This is a genomic window from Streptomyces silvae, from assembly GCF_016745505.1.
GTDB lineage: Bacteria > Actinomycetota > Actinomycetes > Streptomycetales > Streptomycetaceae > Streptomyces > Streptomyces silvae.
The window spans coordinates 1-22,697 of the sequence record NZ_JAERUC010000017.1; the positions used below are offsets into that span (position 1 = coordinate 1).

21 protein-coding genes are annotated in these 22,697 nt (G+C 71.6%); 9 read left to right on the forward strand and 12 right to left on the reverse strand.

Annotated features, from left to right (window positions below):
• Positions 1–1,321 (reverse strand): ABC transporter permease subunit (locus JKV81_RS02920; RefSeq protein ID WP_202074851.1); only part of this gene is annotated, 1,321 nt, incomplete at its 3' end.
• Entirely contained in the window at positions 1,314–2,417 is a 1,104-nt protein-coding gene (locus tag JKV81_RS02925) for a quaternary amine ABC transporter ATP-binding protein (protein ID WP_129261506.1), read from the reverse strand. The genes JKV81_RS02920 and JKV81_RS02925, both read right to left, overlap by 8 nt.
• 274 nt (positions 2,418–2,691) lie before the next feature.
• On the opposite strand from JKV81_RS02925, the gene JKV81_RS02930 reads away from it, so the two are divergent.
• Positions 2,692–3,600 (forward strand): 5'-3' exonuclease, encoded by a 909-nt coding sequence (locus JKV81_RS02930; RefSeq protein ID WP_129266879.1) that lies wholly within the window; start codon positions 2,692–2,694, stop codon positions 3,598–3,600.
• 64 nt (positions 3,601–3,664) lie between these two features.
• A complete protein-coding gene (locus tag JKV81_RS02935; RefSeq protein ID WP_129261508.1) occupies positions 3,665–4,507 on the forward strand; it encodes a siderophore-interacting protein in 843 nt (280 codons plus the stop codon).
• 139 nt (positions 4,508–4,646) lie between these two features.
• Here the strand turns inward: JKV81_RS02935 and JKV81_RS02940 are convergent, their stop codons facing one another.
• The gene (locus tag JKV81_RS02940) at positions 4,647–5,366 is read right to left on the reverse strand and encodes a MerR family transcriptional regulator (protein ID WP_202074852.1); all 720 of its coding nucleotides are present in this window, start codon (positions 5,364–5,366) and stop codon (positions 4,647–4,649) included.
• Between the two features lie 155 nt (positions 5,367–5,521).
• Here JKV81_RS02940 and JKV81_RS02945 point away from each other — a divergent pair, with 155 nt between their 5' ends.
• From JKV81_RS02945 to JKV81_RS02960, 4 genes are all read left to right on the forward strand, one after another.
• Positions 5,522–6,433, forward strand: coding sequence for a hypothetical protein (locus tag JKV81_RS02945; protein ID WP_202074853.1), 912 nt, complete (start codon positions 5,522–5,524; stop codon positions 6,431–6,433).
• Positions 6,430–6,900 carry an ABA4-like family protein gene (locus JKV81_RS02950; protein WP_129261514.1) on the forward strand — a complete coding sequence of 157 codons (471 nt, stop codon included), beginning with the start codon at positions 6,430–6,432 and terminating at the stop codon, positions 6,898–6,900. The genes JKV81_RS02945 and JKV81_RS02950 overlap by 4 nt, the downstream gene beginning before the upstream one ends.
• Positions 6,901–6,977: 77 nt before the next feature.
• Positions 6,978–7,562, forward strand: coding sequence for a sigma-70 family RNA polymerase sigma factor (locus JKV81_RS02955; protein WP_129261516.1), 585 nt, complete (start codon positions 6,978–6,980; stop codon positions 7,560–7,562).
• A complete protein-coding gene (locus tag JKV81_RS02960; protein ID WP_202074854.1) occupies positions 7,559–8,314 on the forward strand; it encodes an anti-sigma factor in 756 nt (251 codons plus the stop codon). Before JKV81_RS02955 ends, JKV81_RS02960 begins: the two co-directional genes overlap by 4 nt.
• Before the next feature lie 59 nt (positions 8,315–8,373).
• Here JKV81_RS02960 and JKV81_RS02965 read toward each other — a convergent pair whose 3' ends face one another.
• The 6 genes from JKV81_RS02965 to JKV81_RS02990 all read right to left on the reverse strand — a co-directional run bounded on the left by JKV81_RS02965 (position 8,374) and on the right by JKV81_RS02990 (position 14,538).
• Positions 8,374–8,901 (reverse strand): GNAT family N-acetyltransferase, encoded by a 528-nt coding sequence (locus tag JKV81_RS02965; protein WP_129261520.1) that lies wholly within the window; start codon positions 8,899–8,901, stop codon positions 8,374–8,376.
• 139 nt (positions 8,902–9,040) lie between these two features.
• Positions 9,041–9,844 carry a DUF1295 domain-containing protein gene (locus tag JKV81_RS02970; protein ID WP_202074855.1) on the reverse strand — a complete coding sequence of 268 codons (804 nt, stop codon included), beginning with the start codon at positions 9,842–9,844 and terminating at the stop codon, positions 9,041–9,043.
• Positions 9,841–11,226: a class I SAM-dependent methyltransferase gene (locus tag JKV81_RS02975; RefSeq protein WP_307820482.1), complete on the reverse strand. Its 1,386-nt coding sequence runs from the start codon at positions 11,224–11,226 to the stop codon at positions 9,841–9,843. The genes JKV81_RS02970 and JKV81_RS02975 overlap by 4 nt, the downstream gene beginning before the upstream one ends.
• Positions 11,223–12,491: a class I SAM-dependent methyltransferase gene (locus tag JKV81_RS02980; RefSeq protein WP_307820483.1), complete on the reverse strand. Its 1,269-nt coding sequence runs from the start codon at positions 12,489–12,491 to the stop codon at positions 11,223–11,225. Before JKV81_RS02980 ends, JKV81_RS02975 begins: the two co-directional genes overlap by 4 nt.
• A gap of 56 nt (positions 12,492–12,547) precedes the next feature.
• On the reverse strand, positions 12,548–13,273 hold the full coding sequence (locus tag JKV81_RS02985; RefSeq protein WP_202074865.1) for a DUF1365 domain-containing protein: 726 nt from the start codon (positions 13,271–13,273) through the stop codon (positions 12,548–12,550).
• Positions 13,267–14,538: an NAD(P)/FAD-dependent oxidoreductase gene (locus JKV81_RS02990; RefSeq protein WP_129261524.1), complete on the reverse strand. Its 1,272-nt coding sequence runs from the start codon at positions 14,536–14,538 to the stop codon at positions 13,267–13,269. The genes JKV81_RS02985 and JKV81_RS02990 overlap by 7 nt, the downstream gene beginning before the upstream one ends.
• A gap of 229 nt (positions 14,539–14,767) precedes the next feature.
• Between JKV81_RS02990 and JKV81_RS02995 the strand changes: the two genes are divergently transcribed.
• The 3 genes from JKV81_RS02995 (at position 14,768) to JKV81_RS03005 (ending at position 17,837) form a co-directional block, all read left to right on the forward strand.
• A complete protein-coding gene (locus JKV81_RS02995) occupies positions 14,768–16,354 on the forward strand; it encodes a molybdopterin-dependent oxidoreductase (RefSeq protein ID WP_202074856.1) in 1,587 nt (528 codons plus the stop codon).
• 94 nt (positions 16,355–16,448) lie between these two features.
• Positions 16,449–17,090, forward strand: coding sequence for a fasciclin domain-containing protein (locus JKV81_RS03000; RefSeq protein ID WP_202074857.1), 642 nt, complete (start codon positions 16,449–16,451; stop codon positions 17,088–17,090).
• Between the two features lie 252 nt (positions 17,091–17,342).
• Positions 17,343–17,837 (forward strand): SPW repeat protein, encoded by a 495-nt coding sequence (locus JKV81_RS03005; RefSeq protein ID WP_129261528.1) that lies wholly within the window; start codon positions 17,343–17,345, stop codon positions 17,835–17,837.
• A gap of 88 nt (positions 17,838–17,925) precedes the next feature.
• Here the strand turns inward: JKV81_RS03005 and JKV81_RS03010 are convergent, their stop codons facing one another.
• The 3 genes from JKV81_RS03010 to tatC are packed head-to-tail and all read right to left on the reverse strand — an operon-like array spanning position 17,926 to position 22,675.
• Positions 17,926–20,754: a DEAD/DEAH box helicase gene (locus JKV81_RS03010; protein ID WP_202074858.1), complete on the reverse strand. Its 2,829-nt coding sequence runs from the start codon at positions 20,752–20,754 to the stop codon at positions 17,926–17,928.
• A gap of 49 nt (positions 20,755–20,803) precedes the next feature.
• Positions 20,804–21,694 (reverse strand): diacylglycerol kinase, encoded by an 891-nt coding sequence (locus JKV81_RS03015; protein WP_202074859.1) that lies wholly within the window; start codon positions 21,692–21,694, stop codon positions 20,804–20,806.
• Positions 21,695–21,712: 18 nt separating this feature from the next.
• The gene (gene tatC, locus JKV81_RS03020; RefSeq protein WP_124279623.1) at positions 21,713–22,675 is read right to left on the reverse strand and encodes a twin-arginine translocase subunit TatC; all 963 of its coding nucleotides are present in this window, start codon (positions 22,673–22,675) and stop codon (positions 21,713–21,715) included.
• Positions 22,676–22,697 lie beyond the last annotated feature (22 nt).

The following is a 22,697-nucleotide window of genomic DNA, read 5'->3' on the forward strand; positions in this document are numbered from 1 at the left end:
TGAGGTCCTCGAGCGAGTCGATGCCCTTGACGTACGAGGGAACCGTCAGCTCAAGCGACGTGGGGCCGTACCAGGAACCGAGGTCGTCCAGCTGGTCGCTGTACTTGTCCCAGTAGTCCTTGTGCGTGGTCGGCAGCCAGGAGTCCGTCTGGAAGTCGATGTCGCCGCGGGCGACACCGGAGTAGAGCGGTCCGGCGTCGAGCTGGGTCATCCCGGTCTCGAAGCCGCGCTGCTCCAGGATCTCCTTCCACAGGTACGTGGAGGCGATGCCCTCGTCCCAGGGGATGTACCCCATGTTGATCTTCTGGCCCTGGCCGACGTTCGAGCTGTCGGCCTGGTCGGCCTTCGAGTCGTCGGAACCGGCGATGTTGAGGCCGCCCGCGACGAGCGCGAGGACGACGACACCGATCATGGCGACGGCGGTACCCGGCTTGTAGTGCGTGAACTTGAGCCTCCGCGCACCGGCGGCGACCTTGGCGGCGGCACGGCGGCCGAGCGGGGAGACCCGCTCGTTGAGCGCGCCGGTCATCCGGTCCAGGTACATGGCGAGGATGACGACGGCGATCCCGCTCTCGGCGGCGAGGCCGACCTGGAGCTGGGTGATCGCGGCGTACACCTTCTCGCCGAGGCCGCCGGCGCCGGCCATGCCGCCGATGACGACCATCGACAGGGCCAGCATGATGACCTGGTTGATCCCGGCCATGATCGTCGGCAGGGCGAGCGGCAGCTGCACCCGGGTGAGGGTGTGCTTGGGCGTGGTACCGAAGGCCTCGGCGGCCTCGACCAGTTCGCCGTCGACCTGGCGGATGCCGAGCTCGGTCATCCGGACGCCGGGCGGCATCGCGAAGACGATGGTGGCGATCACACCGGGGGTGACGCCGACGCCGAAGAACATGACGCCGGGGATCAGGTAGACGAAGGCCGGCATCGTCTGCATGACGTCGAGCACCGGACGCAGCGTGGCACTGACCCGGTTGTTGCGCGCCGCCCAGACACCCATGGGCACGGCGATCACGATGGTGATGACCGCGGCCACGACGACCAGCGAGAGGGTCGCCATCGCCTCGTCCCAGAGGGCGAGGGAGTCGATGAGCGCGAAGCCCACGAAGGTGAGCACGGCGGGGATCACCCCGCGCAGCCAGAACGCGATGACCGCGAAGATCCCGGCCATCAGCAGCGGCTCGCCGCCGCCGAGCACGGCGTTGACGCCGTCGTACATCCCGCCGAGGACGGTCTTGATGAAGTCGAAGATCCAGGTGAGGTTCGACTGGAGCCAGTCGACCGCGTCCTCGACCCATGCGCCGAAGGTGAACCTAGGCACCGGCGATCACCTTCTTGACCTCGCGCGGGGCCGGAACCTGGCCGTCGGCACTGTTGTCGACCTGCGGTTCCTCACCGAGCGCGGCGAGCAGCCTGGCGCGCGGGACGATCCCTATGACCTTGCCGCCCTCACCGGTGACGGCGACGGCCGACCCGCTGGTGGAGCAGGGGGTGAAGAGCTCGGCGATGGGTGTCTCGGCCGACACCGTGGCGGGCGCCTCGGCCTTCAGCTCGGCGTCGGAGCTGCCCTTGGCGGGCGCCTCCATGATCGAGCCGGCGGTGAGCACCCGGGAGCGGTCGACGTCCTGGATGAAGGAGGCGACGTAGTCGTTGGACGGCCGGACGAGGATGTCCTCGGCGGTGCCCTGCTGCACGATCTCGCCGTCCCGCATCACGGCGATGCGGTCGCCGAGGCGCATGGCCTCGTTGAGGTCGTGGGTGATGAAGACGATCGTCTTCTTCAGGCGCTTCTGCAGTTCGAGGAGCTGGTCCTGCATGTCGCGCCGGATCAGCGGGTCGAGCGCGCTGAAGGACTCGTCCATCAGGAGCAGGTCGGCGTCGGTGGCGAGCGCGCGGGCCAGGCCCACACGCTGCTGCATGCCGCCGGACAGCTCGTCGGGCCAGGACTTCTCCCAGCCGGCGAGGCCGGTCATCTCCAGTGCCTGGGCGGCGCGTTCCTCCCGCGCGACCCGCGGGACGCCCTGGACCTCCAGGCCGTACGCCGCGTTCTCCAGCACGCTCCTGTGGGGGAAGAGCGCGAAGTGCTGGAAGACCATGCTGATCTTGGTTGAGCGCACGTTGCGCAGTTCACGGGGGCTCAGGGCGGTCAGGTCCTCCCCGTCGAACAGCACCCGTCCGGCAGTGGGCTCCAGCAGCCCGTTGAGCATCCGCAGCAATGTGGACTTCCCCGAACCGGAGAGTCCCATGACGACGAAGATCTGGCCCGGTTCCACGGTGAACGAGGCGTCGATCACCGCTGCGGTCGTTCCGTCGGCGCGCAGCTCGTCGCGGTGGGTACCGCTCTCGAGCTTCTGCACGGCTTGATCGGGTCGTCTGCCGAACACTTTGTACAAGTGCTCAGCTTGCAGCCTTGACACATACACCTCACGCGTTGAACCGAAAACGGTCTGCCACCCCCTTCGGCAGACCGTGGAGCGGTGCGGATTCGGTCCGCAGAGCACGCGCACTTCGTTGAAAAATGGACGTGGTCCGCTCCGGTGCCGCGCCTGCCCCCGCTTACGCCGACCAAACACATGTGTGATTCAGATCACTCCGGGGAAACCGCTGTCACGGGAACCGCGCGCCTCGCGCGTCACCGCCGCCCACCCCCGGGACCGGTTACGGCATCATCGGGGTGTGACGCGACGCCTGATGCTCCTCGACACCGCCTCCCTCTACTTCCGCGCCTACTTCGGCGTCCCGGATTCGGTGCGCGCACCGGACGGCACCCCGGTCAACGCCGTGCGCGGGCTGCTCGACTTCATCGCCCGGCTGGTGCAGGACCACCGGCCGGACGACCTGGTCGCCTGCATGGACGCGGACTGGCGCCCGCAGTGGCGGGTCGATCTGATCCCGACCTACAAGGCGCACCGGGTGGCCACGGAGACCGCCGAGGGCGTCCCCGACGAGGAGGAGGTCCCCGACACCCTCTCCCCGCAGGTCCCGGTGATCGAGGCCGTGCTGGACGCGCTCGGGATCGCCCGGGTGGGCGTCGCCCCGTACGAGGCGGACGACGTGATCGGCACCCTGGCCGGGCGGGCCACGGGGCCGGTCGACATCGTGACCGGGGACCGCGATCTCTACCAGCTGGTCGACGACGCCCGCGGGGTGCGGGTGCTCTACCCCCTCAAGGGCGTGGGCACGCTCCAGGTGACGGACGAGACGTGGCTGCGCGAGAAGTACGGCGTGGACGGCGGCGGATACGTCGATCTGGCCCTGCTGCGCGGCGATCCGAGCGACGGGCTGCCGGGAGTGCCCGGTATCGGCGAGAAGACGGCGGCGAAGCTGCTGGACGCCTTCGGCGACCTGGCCGGGATCATGGCCGCGGTGGACGATCCCGCCGCCCGGCTCACCCCGTCCCAGCGCAAGCGGCTGGACGAGGCCCGGGACTACGTGGCGGTGGCCCCGAAGGTCGTCCGGGTCGCCGACGACGTGCCCCTGCCCGACTTCAACCCCGCTCTCCCCCGCGAACCGCGCGATCCGGCGGCCCTGGAAGCCCTCGCGGCGCGCTGGGGTCTGGGGAACGCGCTCCAGCGCCTGCTCGTCACACTCCAGGCATGAGGTGCTAGCTTAGGTAAACCTAAGTTTGTAGTACCTCGCATATGTCCAGAGCAGGGAGAACCTCGTGGCAGAGCGGCCGCAACGCCGGACACCGAAGGCGCAGGGGGCGCAGGTTCTGCGCACCGAGCAGATCACCCCGCACATGGTGCGCGTGATCCTCGGTGGCGAGGGCCTGGCCGACTTCACCCTCGGTGAGTACACGGACCACTACATCAAGCTGTGCTTCGCCCCGGAGGGCGCGGACTACAGCCACCCCTTCGACATGGCCCGGATCCGCGAGGAGTACCCGCGCGAGCTGTGGCCCACCACCCGGACGTACACCGTGCGTTCCTGGGACCCCGACTCCCGTGAGCTCGCCGTCGACTTCGTGGTGCACGGCGACGAGGGCCTGGCGGGCCCCTGGGCGGCGCGGGCGCAGCGCGGTGACCAGGTGACGTTCCTGGGCCCCGGCGGCGGTTACGCGCCGGAGGCCTCGGCCGACTGGCACCTGCTGGTGGGCGACGAGAGCGCCCTGCCCGCGATCGCCGCGTCGCTGGAGCACCTGCCGGAGGGCGCGCTCGTGCACGCCTTCGTGGAGGTGCCGGACCCGTCGGAGGAGCAGAAGCTCGTGGCCCCGGACGGCGTGTCGGTGACCTGGCTGCACCGCGGCGACCGCCCGGTCGGCGAGGCGCTCGTCACCGCGGTGCGGGAGCTGGAGTTCCCCGAGGGCCAGGTGCAGGCCTTCGTCCACGGCGAGGCGGGCTTCGTGAAGGAGATCCGGCGCCACCTCCGCCTGGAGCGGGGCATCCCCCTTCCGCAGCTGTCGATCTCGGGCTACTGGCGCCTCGGCCAGAACGACGACGCGTGGCGCGCGGTCAAGCGCGAGTGGAACGAGCAGGTGGAGCGCGAGCAGGAGAACGCCGCGTAGCGCACCTCCCGGGCGTACGCGCGACCGGTCCGCCCGAACCCCGCGCGTCCGGGCCGCACGCCTGGACCCGTACACCTGGAACGCGCACACCTGAAACCCGGTCACCGTCCTGGACGGCGGCCGGGTTTCCGCGTGCGCCTCACGCCCCGGCCCACCGCCCGGCCTCCTCCGGGTCCCCGTAGGCGCGGGCGGAGGCGTCCACATGGGCGAGCCTGCGCAGGGCGCCGAACATGGCCTCCCCGAGCACCGTGCCGACGACCACGCTCTCCACCAGGTCCTCGCGTGCGACCCGCCTCCGGACGTAGTCGAGGTCGGCGCGCGCGACCGGCTCGGCCGCGTCGGCGTAGACGTCGAGCAGTTCGACGAACGCGCCGTGCCCCACCCGGTGCAGGGCGGCCAGCACCCCCGCCAGGGACCGCGCCGCCGCGTTGTCCGCGTCCACGTACCAGCCGCGCCGGGCCAGCAGCGCGGCGACCTCCTCGCGGGCGTCGGCCGATTCGGGCCCCGCCCCCTCGGCCGCCTCCACCTCCTCGGCCTCGTCCGTCTCCCCGGACTCCCCGGACTCCTCGGGCTTCCCGGACTCCTCGGGAATGATGCGCCCCGCCGCCACTCCGAGCACCTTGTGCACCGGCTGTCCGGGATCGTCGACCGCCTCCAGCACCTCCGCGATGGCGGACAGCGACAGCCCTCCGACGTCCAGGAGCGCCCGGATCAGCCGCAGCCTGCGCTCGTGCCCGTCGTCGTAGCGCGCCTGGTTCGGGCTGGTGAGCGTGCCGGCGGGCAGCACCCCTTCCCGTACGTAGTACTTGATCGTCGGTACCGGGACCCCGGACCTCCGGCTCAGTTCACCGATGCGCACCGTGCGTCCACCCTCCAAGAGCTTGCCTGACCGACCTCCATCATAGATAGTTCTCCTATCGGATAGCGGACAGTCCCACTATCCATAATTCTGGGGGGGTTCTCATGCAGTCCTGGCGTACATGGCACCGGCCCTTAGTCCTCTTCGCCGCGTCGATGGCCGTGATGGCCGTCGTCGCGGCGGTGGGGATCCTGGTGGACGACCGGGTCCTGGCGAGCGCGCCGATCTGGGCCAAGCCGTTCAAGTTCGCCCTCTCGTTCGTGGTGTACGCACTGGCGCTGGCCTGGCTGCTGACGCTCCTGACCCGGGGCCGACGCCTCGGCCGGTGGGCCGGCACCGTGGTCGCCCTGGCCTGCGCCGGGGAGATGGTGATCATCACCGGTCAGGTGATCAGGGGGAAGCGCAGCCACTTCAACCACGCCACACCGTTCGACTCGATGCTGTACGACGCGATGGCCGTCACCGTCGTCGTCCTGTGGACCGGCACGCTCGTCATCGCGATCCTGCTGCTCCGGTCACGGATCGCGGACCGCGCCTCCGGCTGGGCCGTGCGCTCCGGTGTGCTGATCGCCCTGGCCGGCGCGGCCATGGGCTTCCTGATGTCGCAGCCCTCCGCCGGGCAGCGGGCGGCCGGCGGCCTCGACACGGCGGACGTGGTCGGCGCCCACGCGGTCGGCGTCCCGGACGGCGGGCCCTCGATGCCGCTGACGGGCTGGTCGACGACGGGCGGAGACCTGCGCGTCCCGCACTTCATCGGCATGCACGCCCTGCAGGTCCTCCCCCTGTTCCTGATCGCCCTGGTCCTCCTCGCGCCGCGCTTCGGCCCGCTGCGCGATCCGCGGGTGCGGCTGCGACTCGTGCGGACCGCCTCCGGTACGTACGCGGCGGTCGTCGCCCTGGTGACCTGGCAGGCGCTGCGCGGACAGCCGCTGGTCCACCCCGACGGCGCGACGCTCGCCGCCGCCGGACTGATCGCCGCCGTAACGGCCGCAGGCGCCCTCCTCGCGCTCCGCCCGGCCGCCCTCACCTCGTCGGCCGGTGCGCCGGAAACGGAGTCCGTGTCATGACCGGAGCCCTCTTCGAGATCACGTTCATGGCCGCCGCTCCCTTCTGGCTGCTCATGATCTTCGCGCCGCGCCTGTCCCTCACCGCCCGCGTGGCCGCCTCCCCGCTGACCGTCCTGCCGGTGCTCACGCTCTGGGCGGTGATGGCCGCGCCGGTGTTCCCGGAGCTGTGGGCCGCCGTGAGCAGCCCGGACATCGACACCTTCCGCGACCTGGTGGCCCTCGCGAACGGCGCGGGGGCGGTCTGGGCGCAGATCATCGCCTGGGACCTGCTGCTCGGCCAGTGGATGTTCCTGGAGTCGCGCCGGCTGGGGGTGTCGCCCCTGGTCATGGGCCCGCTCCTGGTGCTGACGATTCTGCTGTCGCCGCTCGGCCTGCTGGTCTTCCTCGTCCTCCGCGCGGTCATGAGGACCCGGTCGCGGCCGGCCGGGGGTGCGTACGAGAGGGTGGGCGGACCGGCGAATCCCTGAGGCGTCCGACCAATCCTTCGGCACGCCGGCTCCGAATCATCCAGGAAACCGATGCGTGCTCCGGGAGGACCGTCCGCGTGAGAGAAGCCGTACACATCAGTGGGGTCCCCTCGTCGGGCCCCGGCCTGCAGGATTTGCTCGTCCAGGTCGCCCGTGGCGACCAGGAGGCGTTCACGCAGGTGTACGACCAGGTCAGCGGGCCGGTGCTGGGTCTCGTGCGGAGTGTGCTGCGCGACCCGGCCCAGTCCGAGGAGGTGGCCCAGGAGGTCCTGGTCGAGGTGTGGCGCACCGCACCCCGCTACCAGCCCTCCCGGGGCGGCGCCATGAACTGGGTGCTGACGCTCGCCCACCACCGCGCGGTGGACCGGGTCCGCTCGGCCGAGGCGACCGCGGCGCGGGAGCACAAGGCCGCGCTGCTCGACCGGACCCCGGACTTCGACGAGGTGTCCGAGCAGGTCGAGAGCCGGCTGGAGCGGGAGCAGGTCAGACGCTGTCTGCGGACGCTCTCCGAGCTCCAGCGGGAGTCGGTGACGCTGGCGTACTACCGCGGGCTGACCTACCGCGAGGTGGGCGAGCTGCTGTCCGTACCACTGGGGACCATCAAGACGCGGCTGCGCGACGGGCTCATCCGGCTGCGCGACTGCCTGGGGGTGAACGCATGAGTACGGCCGAGCTGCACACACTGACCGGCGCCTACGCGCTGCACGCGCTGCCGGAGGACGAGCGTCTCGCGTTCGAACGGCATCTGGGGGCCTGCGAGGCGTGTGCCCAGGAGGTACGGGAGCTGTCGGCCACCGCCGCCCGGCTCGGGCTGGCCGTGTCCGTCGCTCCGCCGCCCGCCCTCAGGGAACGGGTGCTGCGTGACATCACGACCGTACGGCAGGAGGCGCCGGCCTCGGGCCGGAGCGCTCGCGCCGGGGGCTCCCCGGGCCGGGCCGGCCGCTGGTCGACGTACGCCCTCGCCGCCTGTGTCGCCGCCGCTGCCGCCTTCGGCGGGGTCGCGGTGTGGCAGAACCAGGTCGCGCAGGACGCCCGGCAGGAGGCCGCCCGGGCCGCGCAGCACAACGAGCAGGTGGCGCGGGTGCTGACCGCGCCGGACGCGGCGACCAGCGCCGCGGATCTCGGGAACGGCGCGCGGGGCACGGTGGTGGTCTCGCAGAGCGTGAACCGGGCCGTGTTCCTCGCCTCGGACATGGCGCGGCCGCCCGGCGGCAAGGTGTACCAGCTGTGGTTCGACGACGGCGGCACCATGCGGTCGGCCGGTCTGATGGACCCGTCCGCCACGGACGACGCTGTGCTGCTCGACGGGCCCGTGGACCGCGCGTCCGGCATGGGCATCACGGTCGAACCGGCGGGCGGCTCCGAACAGCCGACCTCGGACCCGGTGGCCCTGATGGAGTTCCAGGACGCCTGAGCGGTGGTGGGCGCGCCCCTTCCCGGGGGCGCGCCCACACGCGTGTCACGGCCCGCGCCTCAGAGGTTCTTGCCCATGAGGACGCACATCGTCTCGTGCCGGCGGACCGATCCGTCGGGCCCTTCCTCGTCCCAGGCGTCCGGCTCGCGGCCGTACGCGACATAGCCGAGGCGCTCGTACAGGGCGCGGGCCCGGGGGTTGTCCTCCTCGACGGCGAGTTCCGCCCGGTGCAGCCCCCGGTCCCGGATCCGCCCTTCGGCGGCCCGGACGAGCAGCGTTCCCAGGCCGCTGGACTGCAGAGCCGGGAGCACGGCGAGCTGCCACAGCGTTCCGGCGCCCTCGGAGACCTGGTAGTCCACACCGCCGATCGCCACCGGCACACCCACGGGGGTGCAGACGGCCAGGTAGTCCACCTCTCCCGCGGCGGCGCGTGCGAGCTCCCGCTCCACGTGGCGCAGATGGGTGGCCGAGCCCGACCAGGTGCACGCCGGCAGGTCCTGCGGCAGCAGATCGCGCACCTGGACGGGGATGCTGACGGTGGCTTCGGTGGCGGTGGTGTCGCTCTGAGTGGTCACGTCCCGGAGCATGCCGACCCCGGCGGCACCACGGCAACGCCTTTTCGGGCGCGGCCTTCCCGGCGCCACCGGGGCGGACCTCAGCTCCGGACCCGGCTCCCGGCTCCGGGCTCGGCTCCGGCTCTCGACTCCAGCTCCCCGCCCCCGGCTCTCAGCTCCGGCGGGGCGGCCGCGGGAAGAAGCCGCTGGTGCGGGCCCGGTACTCCGCGTACCCCGGCCGTCCGGCCATGTGCCGCTCCAGCAGGGCCTTTCCGCTGCCCCTGGTCAGCAGGAAGCTCATCACGAGGGGCGAGACGAGCGTGGCCGCGGCGACCGCCGGGTCCGCACAGACGACGAGGAACAGCCCCCACCAGACGCAGAAGTCGCCGAAGTAGTTGGGGTGCCGGGTCCAGGACCACAGGCCCCGGTCCATGATCCGCCCCTTGTTCGCGGGGTCGGCCTTGAACCGTGCCAATTGGCTGTCCCCCAGCGCCTCGAAGCCGAGCCCCACCGCCCACAGCGCGGTCCCCGCCCAGGCCCACCCGTCGAGCGGGCCCGTGAGGTGGAAGGCCGCCTGCACCGGCAGGGAGATCAGCCATACGAGCGCTCCCTGGAGGAGGTACACCGTGCGCAGCGCGTACAGAGCGGGGTTGCCGGGCGCCTTGGCGAGCATGGCCTCGTAGCGGGGGTCCTCCCCGTGCCCCCGGCCCCGCCGGCCGATGTGCACGGCCAGCCGCAGCCCCCAGACGCCGGTGAGCACGGTCACCAGGATCCGGCGCCCGTCGTCCCCGTCGCCGCCCGACATCGCGTACGACACGAGGGCGACGGCCGCGAAGCCGAGACCCCAGGCGACGTCGACGATCCGGTGCACACCCTTGCGCAGGGCGATCAGGAACGTCACGAGCATGACGCCGAGGGCGGCCCCGAGCGCCACCGGCAGGTCCCGGGCGAACTCGGCCCACCCGAAACCGCTCACGGGGCGTCCTCCCGCTCCGGCGCGGTGGCCTGGAGAGGTACCCGGCCGGTGTCCGCGTACCAGCCGTGCCGGGTGGCCGGCAGACCCGCCGTACCGGCCGCGTCGGGACGCACCGAGAGGATCTGGTCGACGCCCATGCGCCGCTCCTCGAAGGCGAGGGCGCCGCCCACCAGGTAGAGGCGCCACACCCGGGCGGTCTCCTCACCCACGAGGGCAGTGAACTCCGGCCAGCGCTCCTCCAGCGTGCGGTGCCAGGCCCGGACGGTCAGGACGTAGTGCTCGCGCATCGACTCGACGTCACGGACCTCCAGCCCGGCGCCCTCCAGCAGGCCCACGGTCTCGCCGAGCGGACGCATGTGCATGTCGGGGGCGATGTACGACTCGATGAACGCCCCGCCCCCGGGCGCGGTCGACCCCCGGGACATCTGCTGCACCAGGGCGCGCCCCTGCGGCCGCAGCACGGAGTGGAGCAGCGCGGTGAAGGCCGGGTACTGGGCGTCGCCGACGTGCTCCCCCATCTCGACGGTGGACACGGCGTCGTACCCGCCCCGGAAGCCGGGCAGGCCGGCGACGTCCCGGTAGTCGCAGCGGTGCACCTCGACGAGGTCCTCCAGGCCGCGCGCCTCCACCTGCCCGCGTACGTACGCGGCTTGTTCCGCGGCGAGCGTGACGGCGGTGACCCGGACGCCGTGCCGGGCCGCCGCGTGGAGGGTCAGGGATCCCCAGCCGCAGCCGATGTCGAGCAGCCGTGCGCCGGCCGTCAGACCGAGCTTGCGGCAGATCAGCTCCAGCTTGTCGCGCTGTGCGTCGGCGGGTCCGTAACCGGGGGCAGTGCCGGTCCAGTAGCCGCACGAGTAGGCCATCGTCTCGTCGAGCAGCAGGGAGTAGAAGGCGTTGGAGAGGTCGTAGTGGTGGCTGATGGCGGCCCGGTCGCGGGCCTTGCTGTGCAGGGCGCCCCGGAGCCCGGCGCGGGCCTCGGGAGTCGGCGGGCGGGGCCCGATCGCCCCGAGGCGCAGCGCGGTGCCGGCGGCCCGGAGGCGGTCGGAGACCCTGGGCCGGGGCAGCCGCGGCTCCTGGTCCCCCGGGGTCCCGCGCAGTGCGCGCAGGCCGTCGCCGAGATCGCCGACGACGTCGATGTCACCGGTGATGTAGGCCTCGGCGAGGCCGAGTTCGCCGGGCTGCCACAGGAGCCTGCGCAGGGCCCGGCGGGAGCGGACGTGCACCGTGGGGGCGTTCTCGGGCCCGGTCTCGCTGCCGTCCCACATCCTGATCCGGACCGGCGGGGGGCCGCCGAGGAACCGCTCGATGACCGGCGCGATCCGCTGCGCCGCCCCGGTCGCCGGAATGCCGGTGCCCGTGTCTGTGTCGGTCGTGGTGTTCACGCGGTGTCCTCACGGGTCAGGAGAATCTGCTGCACATCGAGGTAGCCGGACCGGAAACCGGCCTCGGAGTAGGCGAGGTAGAAGGTCCACATGCGGCGGAAGACCGCGTCGAAGCCGAGTGCGTCGACCTCGGCGGCCCGTTCGGTGAAGCGTTCACGCCACAGCCTGAGGGTCTCGGCGTAGTGCGCGCCGAAGCCGTCGCGCCGCACCGTCCGCAGGGAGGTGTGACCGGCCGTCACCCGGTCCATCGCCTCGGTGGAGGGCAGCAGTCCGCCGGGGAAGACGTACTTCTGGATCCAGGTGTAGGTGTGACGGCTGGCCAGCATCCGGTCGTCCGGCATCGTGATCGCCTGGAGCGCGATCCTCCCGCCGGGGGCCAGGCAGCGCTCCAGGGTCCGGAAGTACTCCGGCCAGAACTCCTCCCCGACCGCCTCGATCATCTCGACGCTGACGATCGCGTCGTACTCCCCGGTGACGTCCCGGTAGTCGCAGAGCCGCACGTCGACCCGATCCTGGAGGCCCGCCTCGCGGATCCGGCCCCGGGCCAGCTCCTGCTGTTCCCGGGAGAGCGTGAGGGTGGTGACCCTGGCGCCCCGGGCGGCGGCCCGTACGGCGAGTTCGCCCCAGCCGGTGCCGATCTCCAGCAGCTCGGTGCCGCGGCCCACGCCGGCCAGGTCCAGCAGCCGGTCGATCTTGCGGTGCTGGGCGGCGGACAGCAGCTCCTGCTCGGCCGGGAATCCGCGGAAGACGGCGGAGGAGTACGTGAGTGTGTCGTCGAGGAAGAGCGCGAAGAGGTCGTTCGACAGGTCGTAGTGGTGGCTGATGTTGTCGCGGGCGCCCTCGGGGGTGTTGGTCTGCGCGGCGGGCTGCCGCAGGGCCCACAGGCTGCGCAGCTTCTGCAGCGGGGCCGGTACGAGGCCGGCGGCGTTGCCCGCGAGGACGGTGAGGACGCCGACGAGGTCGGGCGAGTCCCACTCGCCCGCCATGTACGACTCGCCGAAGCCGATGAGTCCGCTCGCGCCGATCCGCCGGAAGAAGGCGTCCGGTTCACGGATCTCCATGAGCGGGCCGCCCAGGCCGACGCTGTCGCGGCCGGCGATCCGGGCCCGCAGCGGGAGCCGGGCGAGCGCGCGCCGTACGAGCCGTTCGGCCAGGGCGGTCCTCGCCCGGGAGGCCCGTGGCAGGGCGGCGACGTCGGGCCAGCGCCCGGGATCGACGGTGGCCCGGGGGGCGTTCGCGGGTCCGGCCTGGGCCGGGATGCCGATGCCGGCGGGGGCCTCGGTGGCGGCGGAACGGGAGGGGACGGGGGAGGTGGGCACCTTCACTGCATGCCTTCCTGGGTGCGATGACGGGGACGTGGCTGTACGGGGAGCCGGCGGAGGAGCAGCCGGATGCCGTGCAGCCGGATGGCGGCGGACACCACCACGGTGGAGAAGGGGTGGCGCAGGAAAAGCCGGAGGAGCTGGGCGGGCGTGCCGGGGCGCCGGGTGCCGCGTACGGTCGCGGTGAACGGGCGTGCGCCCTCGCGCTCCAGATGGACCGTCAGGTCCAGGCGCGGGCCCGGTTCGGGCAGCCGCATCCGGTAGCCGCCGTCCACCGGGAAGAACGGCGACACGTAGAAGTCCTTGCTCGTCGCCGCACGGCCCGCCTCGTCGGGGTGCAGCAGATAGCAGTGGCGCTCCCCGTACGTGTTGTGCACCTCGGCGACCACACAGAGCGGGGTGCCGTCGGGGCGGTGGCACCAGTAGACGGTCAGCGGGTTGAACACATGGCCGAGGACCCGGGCCTGGGTGAGCATGGTGACGGTCCCGTCGGCGAGGTCGACGCCCCGGGCCCGGAGGAACCGTTCGAGCCCGGCCCGGACGGTGGGGGCCGTGCCCCCGAAGTGGTCGCGGGCGTCGAACCCGGCCAGCGGGCGCAGGAGTGCCGGCAGCCGGGGCGGGTGGTCCGGGTCGACGAGCCACAGATAGGTGCGGTGGCGCAGGGCGTACTTTCGGGGCGCGGTCCGTACGTGGGTGATGGCGCACGGGTAGAGGGCGTTCACCAGGTCACCCCCAGTGCTTCGGCGGCCCGCACGCCCGAGCGGCAGCCGTCCTCGTGGAAGCCCCAGCCGTGGTAAGCCCCCGCGAAGGCGGTGACCGGTCCCGACAGGGCGGGCAGCCGGGCCTGCGCGGCGACGGACTCCGGGGTGAAGACGGGATGCTCGTAGACCATGCGGGCGCGGACGCTGTCCGGGGCGACACGGTCGGCGCCGTTCAGGGTGACGACGAAGCGCTCGGGGGCGTCCAGGCGCTGGAGGCGGTTCATGTCGTAGCTGACGGTGACCCGGTCGGCGTCGGCGGCGCAGGACGGCATCAGATAGTTCCAGGACGCCGCGGCGCCCCGGCTGCGCGGCAGCAGCGTGGTGTCCGTGTGCAGCAGCGTGGGGTTGCGGGAGTAACGGAAGGCGCCGAGGGTGCGCCGCTCCTCGTCGGTGGGGTCGGCGAGCAGCCGGAGCGCCTGATCGGGGTGGGTGGCGACGACCACCGCGTCGTACTCCCGCGTCGTCCCGTCCTCGGTGACGACCTCCACGCCGGAGCTGTGCCGCCGCACCGCGCGCACCGGGGTGCCCGTACGCACGGAGTGCACCTGCTTCACGACGCGGTCGACGTACGCGCGCGAACCGCCGGTGACGGTCCGCCAGACCGGCGAGTCGCCGATCGTGAGCATCCCGTGGTGCTCCAGGAACCTGAAGAGGTAGCGCGCCGGGTAGCGCAGCGCGGTCACCGGGTCGCAGGACCACACGGCGGAGACCATCGGCGTCAGGAAGTGCGCGGAGAAGTACGGGGAGAACCGGCCGCGCGAGGCGAACTCGCCCAGGGTCATCTCCGCCGCGCCCTCGGGCAGGGCGAGCAACGCCCTGGCGGCCCGGTGGAACCGGGGCACCTCGGTCAGCATCCGCAGGTAGGGGCCGCGGAGTACGGAGCCGGGGCGGGCGAACAGTCCGGCGGCGCCCCGGGCGCCCGCGTACTCGAGACCGCACCCCTCGCACCGCACGGACATGCTCATCTCCGACTCCTGGGTGTCCACCTCAAGTTCGTCGAAGAGCCGCAGGAGGTGCGGATACGTCCGCCGGTTGTGCACGATGAACCCGGAGTCGACACGGTGTGTCCGGCCGTCCGACGCGCTCAGGTCGTGGGTGTGCGCGTGACCGCCGACGCGCTCGTCCGCCTCCAGGAGCGTCACGTCGTGCGCTTTTCCCAGGACGTGCGCGGCGGTCAGTCCCGCCACCCCGCTGCCCACTACGGCTGTTCGCCGCCGCTCCCCTGTCATTCGGGTTCCTTCCGGTGTCGCATGCCTGGCCGGGGCCTGCGGGAGCGCCCCTCAGAGGTCATTCGTGGCAGCGGGCACCGCGGATTGGCCGATGATCGGAATTCCTTCGATCGGGTGAACGACCAATCCGCCGGGCGATCAGCACCGAACCCCCGGTGTGAGAACAGACCGAGACGTTTCGCAGAAGCAAGGGGCCTCAGGGGCCCGGCGCTCCCACCGGGCGCGCGCCGTGTTCGCCGCGCTCGGTGGTCTGATCGCCGGGTTCACGGCTCTGTGCGTCGCCGAGCTGGTCGCCGCCGCCGTACGTCCCGAGGCGGGTCCGGTCACGGCTGTGGGCGGGGCGGTCATCGACCGCACTCCCCCGGCCGTGAAGGACTTCGCCGTACGGAACTTCGGTACGGACGACAAGCTGGTGCTCCAGCTCGGGATCCTCGTCCTCCTGGCGGTCTTCGCCATGGCGGTGGGGGTCCTCGCGCTGCGGTACCGGTGGACCGGCGCTGCGGCCGTCCTGGTCTTCGGGGTGGTCGGCTCGGTGGCGGCGGGCGGGCGGCCCGAGGGCCGTCCGACCGACGCGCTGCCGTCGGCCGTGGGCGCGCTGGTGGCCGCGGGAGTGCTGTATCTCCTGGCCGGCCGGCTGTCTCCCGTCACCGGTCCGCCTCCCGCGGCTGGAGAGACGGACGACGAGGAGACGGCCGGCGGGGAACCGGCCGACGACGAGCAGGGCGCCTTCGACCGCCGCGGATTCGTGATCGCGGCGACCGCCGCGGCGGCGGCCTCGGCCGGTGCGGGGCTCCTGGGCCGTCGGCTCCAGGCGTCCCAGCTGGCCGGGGTCTCCGCCGCACGCGGTGACATCACCCTGCCGGCACCCGCCTCCCCCGCACCCGCGATACCCGGCGGAGCGGATCTGGGCATCCGGGGTCTGAGTTCGTTCACCACACCGAACAAGGACTTCTACCGGGTGGACACCGCTCTGGTGGTCCCGCGCGTCGACGCCGACCGGTGGCGGCTGCGGATCCACGGCAAAGGGGTGTCGCGACCCGTCACCCTCAGCTTCCAGGACCTCCTGGGGCGCGAGCTCGTCGAGCGCGACATCACGCTGACCTGCGTCTCCAACCAGGTGGGCGGCCCCTATGTGGGCACGGCCCGGTGGATCGGCGTAAGCCTGGCGACGCTGCTGGCCGAGGCCGGGGTGAAGCCCCCGTCGAAGGGCGGGCCCGCGGACCAGATCGTGGCGCGTTCCGTGGACGGGATGACGATCGGCACTCCGGTCGAGGAGGTCATGGACGGCCGCGACGCCCTGCTCGCGGTGGGCATGAACGGCGAACCCCTGCCGTTCGACCACGGCTTCCCGGTCCGCATGGTCGTCCCCGGCCTGTACGGCTATGTGTCGGCGTGCAAGTGGATCCAGGACATCGAACTCACCACGTTCGACGCGTACGACGCGTACTGGGTCAAGCGCGACTGGTCGCGCGAGGCTCCGATCAAGACGCAGTCACGCATCGACACGCCCCGCCCCTTCGCCGCCCCGAAGCCGGGGACCGTGCCGGTCGCCGGTGTCGCCTGGGCCCAGCACCGGGGCATCTCCCGGGTCGAGGTCCGGGTCGACGGCGGCGAGTGGCACACCGCGCGGCTGGCCGCCGAGGCGGGCCGTGACACCTGGCGCCAGTGGGTGTGGGAGTGGCCGGCCACGACCGGCCACCACACCCTCGAGGTCCGCGCGACGGACCGTACCGGCGCCACACAGACCGACAAGCGGGTCGGCACCGTGCCCGACGGTGCGACCGGGTGGCACTCGGTGGTGGTCGACGTGACCTGACGACCGGACCGCACACCTCATCCCTTGAACCGACGTTCCGACCTGCCTACGTACTGACGAACCGATGAATCAACGAACCACTCAGGAGAACCTCATGAACAGCCGTCACTTCCGCCGTATCGCCGTCACCGTCTCCGCCGCGGCCATGCTGCCGCTCGCCCTGACCGCCTGCTCCAGCGACTCCGACGACACCTCCGCGTCCGGCTCCGGTGCGGACAAGTCCGCGTCGAGCACGCCGTCCAAGGAGACCCAGCCCATGGACGAGCCGTTCGGCCCGGGCTGTGCGTCGGTCCCGAAGGAGGGCGCCGGCTCGTTCGACGGCATGGCGCAGGACCCGGTCGCCACGGCCGCGTCGAACAACCCGGCGCTGTCCACGCTGGTGGCGGCCGTCAAGCAGGCCGGTCTCGTCGACACCCTGAACAGCGCCCAGAACATCACGGTGTTCGCCCCGACCAACGACGCCTTCGCCAAGATCCCGAAGGCCGACCTGGACAAGCTGCTCGCGAACAAGGCCGAGCTCACCAAGGTGCTCACCGCGCACGTCGTGGGCGAGAAGCTGACCCCGAAGCAGCTGGAGGAGGGCTCCTTCGACACGCTGGCCAAGACCAAGCTGACGACGTCGGGTTCGGAGATGTCCTACACCGTGAACGACTCCTCGAAGGTCGTCTGCGGCAACGTCCCGACGGCCAACGCGACGGTCTACATCGTGGACACCGTCCTGATGCCGGCCGCCTGATCCGACGGTCCGCCGGCCCGCAGCCGGCCTGACCACGCGAGCCCCGTGGTCCGCGCCCTCCCCTCGGAGCGGCGCGGACCGCGGGGCTCGCGCCGCGTCGGCAGCGCGTCCGTACCGGCTCGACGGAACCGCAGGATCCGACCTGCGGAAAAACTACACATAAGGGACATGTAAGAGCACACTGGTGTGGAGAGCTGATGACCGCACCCCCAACCCGCGGTCGCTCCGACAAGTGCGAAGGAGAACATCCTCATGAGTAACATCTCGCACACCGGAAGGGACGTGTCCGGAAAAACCAGGGACGTTTCCGGTCACACCGGAAGGGACCTCTCCGAACACCCTGACGCTGAAGAAATGCGAGCGCGCCACGACCGCGTGATGGGAGGCGGCGCACGCCGCACCACGGCCGGTGCGGACGCACCGGTCTTCCTGCTCGGTCTGTACTGCGCCGTCTCGCCCTGGGTGCTCCACTTCACCGCGAACCAGCCCTCACTGGTGACGCACAACCTCGTCATCGGACTCGCGATAGCCGTGCTGGCGCTCTGCTTCACCGCCATGCCGGAGCGGATGACCGGGATGAGCATCGCCATCGTCGCACTGGGCGCCTGGCTCATCGTGTCGACGTGGGTCGTGGGCCAGAGCCCTGACATGGGCGTCATCCTCAACAACGTGATCGTCGGTGGTCTGGCGGTTGTGCTGGGGGCAGCCTGTGCGGGACTTTCGATGAAGAACAGGAAGAAGACCTGACGGGAGAACGCACAGGAGTGGCCACCGGCGCGTACAGCCGCCCGTGGCCACTCGTCCGTCCACCCTCACCCGTGGAGCGAGGAACCGCTCACCCCACGGAGCTGTACGCCACCACACCCCGCAGCACCGCGTCCACCGCCTTGTGGGCGTTCTTCGCGACCGAACTCCCGTCCCGGGGCGCGGCGGCCGCGATCTGGCCGAGCACGTCGATGACCTGCTTGCACCACCGTACGAAGTCGCCGGCCGGCATCTCCGCCTCGCGGAGGACCTCGTCCAGCGTGCGCCCGGAGGCCCACATGTAGACCGCCCAGGCGAAGCCGAGATCGGGCTCGCGCTGGCCGACCCCTTCCGTCTGGCTGATCTTGAAGTCCTCCTCCAGGGCGTCGAGACGGCCCCAGATGCGGATCATCTCGCCCATCGCGGCCTTCGCGGGCCCCGAGGGCAGCTTGGGCGCGACCGCGTCGTCCGCCTGGCGCGCCTCGTAGACCAGCGCCGAGACGCACGCGGCGAGTTCGGCGGGGTTGAGCCCCTCCCAGACACCGTCCCGCAGACACTCGCTGGCCAGCAGGTCGAGCTCCCCGTAGAGCCGGGCCAGTCGCCGGCCGTTCTCGGTGACCTCGTCGCCCCGCAGGTAGTCCATCTCGGTCAGCAGCGCGACGATGCGGTCGAAGGTACGGGCGATGGTGGTCGTCCGGCCCTCGATGCGGTTCTCCAGCTGCCGGGTGTCGCGCTGCAGCCGGTGATACCGCTCGGCCCAGCGTGCGTGGTCCTCACGCTCGTCGCACCCGTGGCAGGGATGCGCGCGCAGCTCGGTGCGCAGCCGGGCGATCTCCCGGTCGTCGGCCGCGGCGGACCGCTGCTTGCGGTGGCGCCCCGGGTCGATGTGCCCCGCCTTGCTCCGCAGCGCGGAGGCCAGGTCGCGGCGGGACTGCGGTGAGCGCGGGTTGAACGACTTGGGCACCCGCATCCGCTCCAGCGCCTCGACCGGCACCGGGAAGTCGATCTGCGCCAGCCGCTTGACCTGACGCTCGGCGGTCAGCACCAGAGGACGCGGCCCGTCGTGGTACTCCAGCCCGCGATGGCCGTTGGTGCGCCCGGCGGGCAGCCCCGGGTCGAGCACCAGGGCGAGGCCGGCGAACTTGCCGGTGGGGACGTGGATGACGTCACCGGGCTTCAGCTTCTCCAGGGACGAGGCGGCGGCGGCCCGCCGCTGGGCCGCGCCCTGCTTGGCCAGCTCCGTCTCGCGGTCCTTGAGGTCGCGGCGCAGCCGCGCGTACTCCTCGAAGTCCCCGAGGTGGCAGGTCATGCCCTCCTTGTAGCCCGCGAGGCCCTCCTCGTTGCGCTGGACCTGCCGGGAGATCCCGACGACGGACCGGTCCGCCTGGAACTGCGCGAAGGAGGTCTCCAGCAGCTCGCGCGAGCGGTGCCGGCCGAACTGCTGGACGAGGTTGACGGCCATGTTGTACGAGGGCCGGAAGCTGGAGCGCAGCGGATACGTACGCGTCCCGGCGAGTCCGGCGAGCGCGCCGGGGTCCATGCCCCGCTGCCACAGGACGACCGCATGGCCCTCGACGTCGATGCCGCGGCGCCCGGCCCGCCCGGTCAGCTGGGTGTACTCACCGGGGGTGATGTCGGCGTGCTGCTCGCCGTTCCACTTGACGAGCTTCTCCAGCACCACGGAACGCGCGGGCATGTTGATGCCGAGCGCCAGCGTCTCCGTCGCGAAGACCGCCTTGACCAGGCCGCGGACGAACAGCTCCTCCACGACCTCCTTGAAGGTCGGCAGCATCCCGGCGTGGTGGGCCGCGATGCCCCGCTCCAGGCCCTCGAGCCACTCGTAGTACCCGAGGACATGGAGGTCCTCGGGGGGAATGGACGCCGTCCGCTCCTCGACGATCTCCCGCACCAGCTGGCGCTTGTCCTCGTCGTTGAGCCGCAGACCGGCCTGGAGGCACTGCTGGACGGCCGCCTCGCAGCCGGCCCGGCTGAAGATGAACGTGATGGCAGGCAGGAGCCCCTCGGCGTCCAGCCGGTCGATGACCTCGGGCCTGGCCGGCGTCCAGATCCGGCTGCGCTGGCGCCGCTCGCGCTCGCGGTCCGCCTCGCGCACCATCTTCCCGCGCCGGCGCTCGCGCGGGTTGTACCCGCGCTGGTTCTCCATCCGGGCGAGCCGGACGAGATCCGGGTTGACCTCGCGCCGGCCGGTGCCCCGGCCGCCGTGGTCGCTCTCCTCCTCGAAGAGGTCGTACATCCGGCGTCCGGCCATGACGTGCTGCCACAGCGGCACCGGACGGTGCTCGGAGACGATCACCTGGGTGTCACCACGGACGGTGTCCAGCCAGTCGCCGAACTCCTCGGCGTTGGACACGGTCGCCGACAGCGACACCAGGGTCACGGACTCCGGCAGGTGGATGATCACTTCCTCCCACACGGCGCCCCGGAAGCGGTCGGAGAGGTAGTGCACCTCGTCCATGACCACGTAGCCGAGACCGGTGAGCGCCTGGGAGCCCGCGTACAGCATGTTGCGCAGGACCTCGGTGGTCATGACGACCACGGGCGCGTCCGCGTTGACGCTGTTGTCACCGGTCAGCAGACCGACCTTGTCCGCGCCGTAGCGCCGGACGAGATCGGTGAACTTCTGGTTGGACAGGGCCTTGATGGGCGTGGTGTAGAAACACTTGCGCCCCTGCTGCAGGGCCAGGTGTACGGCGAATTCACCGACGATGGTCTTGCCCGACCCGGTGGGGGCCGCGACCAGCACCCCCTTGCCGGCCTCCAGTGCCTGGCAGGCCTCGATCTGGAACGGGTCCAGTCCGAATTCGTACATCTCGCGGAAGGGCCCGAGGGCCGTGGCCTGCTCGGCCGCACGGACCCGAGAAGCCTGGTATCGCTCAGCTGGTGAGAGGTCCTCTGTCATCTTGATACGAGCCTACCCGCCCCGTATGACAGTCAGCCCGATCTTTATTTCACGGTGCAAGGACCCTGACCGCGCCGGGTACGCAGGTGGCGGTGAGCGGCAGCGCGCCCAGCGGTTCGCCGTCCGCGTACGCCGTGACGCCGGCCGCGGCCAGCTCTATCGAGGACACCCGGTGCACGGTGACCGCGGGGTGCCCCAGGTGCGTGCCCTTGTACACCTTCGGGAAGACCTTGAGCAGGGTGGCCCGGCTGCAGTCGCCGACCACGGTCACGTCGAAGAGCCCGTCGTCCATGACCGCGTCGGCGCAGATCCGCATGCCCCCGCCGTAGGTGGTGCCGTTGCCCACGGCGATCAGCGTCGCCTCGATCTCGGTGACCGGGCCGCCGTCCAGCCGGAGCCGGTACGGGATGGGCCTGAAGGCGGCCAGTTCGGCCAGGATCGCCAGGTCGTACTTGAAGCGGCCGCCGACCCAGCGCATCCGGTTGCCCCGGTCGTTGACCCGGGAGTCGAAGCCGGAGGCCAGCACGGAGCCGAACCAGCGCTTCTCCGTCCGGCCCAGGTCGATCGCGCGCGCCGTGCCGGCCTTGAGCGCCTCGGCGGCCAGCCGCCCCGCGGCGGCCGGATCACGGATCGGCAGCCCGAGGGCGCGGGCGAAGTCGTTGCCCGTGCCGACGGCCACGGCGCCGAGCGGCGTCGAGGTCCCGGCGACGGCCTGGAGGGCGAGGGACATCATGCCGTCCCCGCCCACGACTATCAGCGCCCCGGTGCTGTACGCCACGGCCTCCCGGGCGCGTCGCAGCGCGTCGTCGGCGTCCTCGCCGAGGACCGTCCGTACGGAGAAGCCGGCGTCCCGCAACGCGGAAGCGGCCGGCTGCGCGGCACGCGCGCCCCGGCCGCTCCCCGCGGTGGGATTGACGAAGAGGGTGATCTCGCTGGTCACCCGCGGGACCTTACAAGGTCAGGTGATGTCGTCGTAACCGTTGATCCCGTGCGTCCGTCCGCCGTCCGCCTCGCCGCTCGCCTGCTCGGGCAGTGCGGGCCGGGAGGCCACCGGTTCCACGGCGCCGACCGTCTCGGGTGTGAGGTCCAGGCTGGACGCCTCGTCGTCGTCGAGCTCGGCGTCGGGGTCGCCCCGGCGCTTGCGCTTGTCGTTGAGCAGCGAGAAGCCGACGGCCACGAAGTAGAGCACCGCGAGCGGGCCCGCCAGCAGCAGCATCGAGATGGGCTCGCCGCCCGGTGTGGCGATGGCGGCGAACGCCGTCAGGCCGACGATCATCCCGCGCCACCAGCGCAGCATGCGGGCGCCGGTCAGGACACCGGTCAGATTGAGCAGGATGAGCAGGAGCGGCAGCTCGAAGGCGAGCCCGAAGACGATCACCATGCGGGTGATCAGGTCCAGGAAGTCGTCCAGCGGCAGCAGGTTCTTCACGTTGTCGGGGGTGAAGCCGAGCATGATCTGCGCGGTCTGCGGCAGGATGGCGTACGCCAGGTAGGCGCCGGCGACGAAGAGCGGCACCCCGGCCGCGACGAACGCGATCGAGTAGCGCTTCTCCTGCTTGTGCAGGCCGGGGGCGACGAATCCCCACAGCTGGTACAGCCACACCGGGGTGGCCACCAGCACGCCGGCCATCAGGGACACCTTCAGCGCGATGGTGAACGGCGACAGCAGACCGTTGGTGGTCATCTCCGCGCAGGGCCGGCCGTTGATCATGGTCACGGCGCCGTTCTTGCAGCCGACCGAGTCCAGGATCGGCTTCATCAGGAACTCGAAGATTTCCTTCTGGAAGAACGCCGCCACGATCACGGCGATGACGATCGCCAGGACCGACTTCAGCAGGCGGTTGCGCAGCTCACGCAGGTGATCGAGGAGGGGCATCCGCCCCTCGTCGTCCTTCTCCTGCTTGCGGGCAGACTTGAGCAACCCACTTCCCTCGTCTCGTACA

Coding starts and splice junctions, on each gene's coding strand:
- JKV81_RS02950 (WP_129261514.1), top strand. CDS start 6,430: ATGACCGGAGCCCTCTTCGAGATCACGTTCATGGCCGCCGCTCCCTTC.
- JKV81_RS02990 (WP_129261524.1), bottom strand. CDS start 14,538: ATGACAGGGGAGCGGCGGCGAACAGCCGTAGTGGGCAGCGGGGTGGCG.
- JKV81_RS03000 (WP_202074857.1), top strand. CDS start 16,449: ATGAACAGCCGTCACTTCCGCCGTATCGCCGTCACCGTCTCCGCCGCG.
- JKV81_RS02965 (WP_129261520.1), bottom strand. CDS start 8,901: ATGCTCCGGGACGTGACCACTCAGAGCGACACCACCGCCACCGAAGCC.
- JKV81_RS02930 (WP_129266879.1), top strand. CDS start 2,692: ATGCTCCTCGACACCGCCTCCCTCTACTTCCGCGCCTACTTCGGCGTC.
- JKV81_RS02945 (WP_202074853.1), top strand. CDS start 5,522: ATGGCCGTGATGGCCGTCGTCGCGGCGGTGGGGATCCTGGTGGACGAC.
- JKV81_RS02960 (WP_202074854.1), top strand. CDS start 7,559: ATGAGTACGGCCGAGCTGCACACACTGACCGGCGCCTACGCGCTGCAC.
- JKV81_RS03010 (WP_202074858.1), bottom strand. CDS start 20,754: ATGACAGAGGACCTCTCACCAGCTGAGCGATACCAGGCTTCTCGGGTC.
- JKV81_RS03005 (WP_129261528.1), top strand. CDS start 17,343: ATGAGTAACATCTCGCACACCGGAAGGGACGTGTCCGGAAAAACCAGG.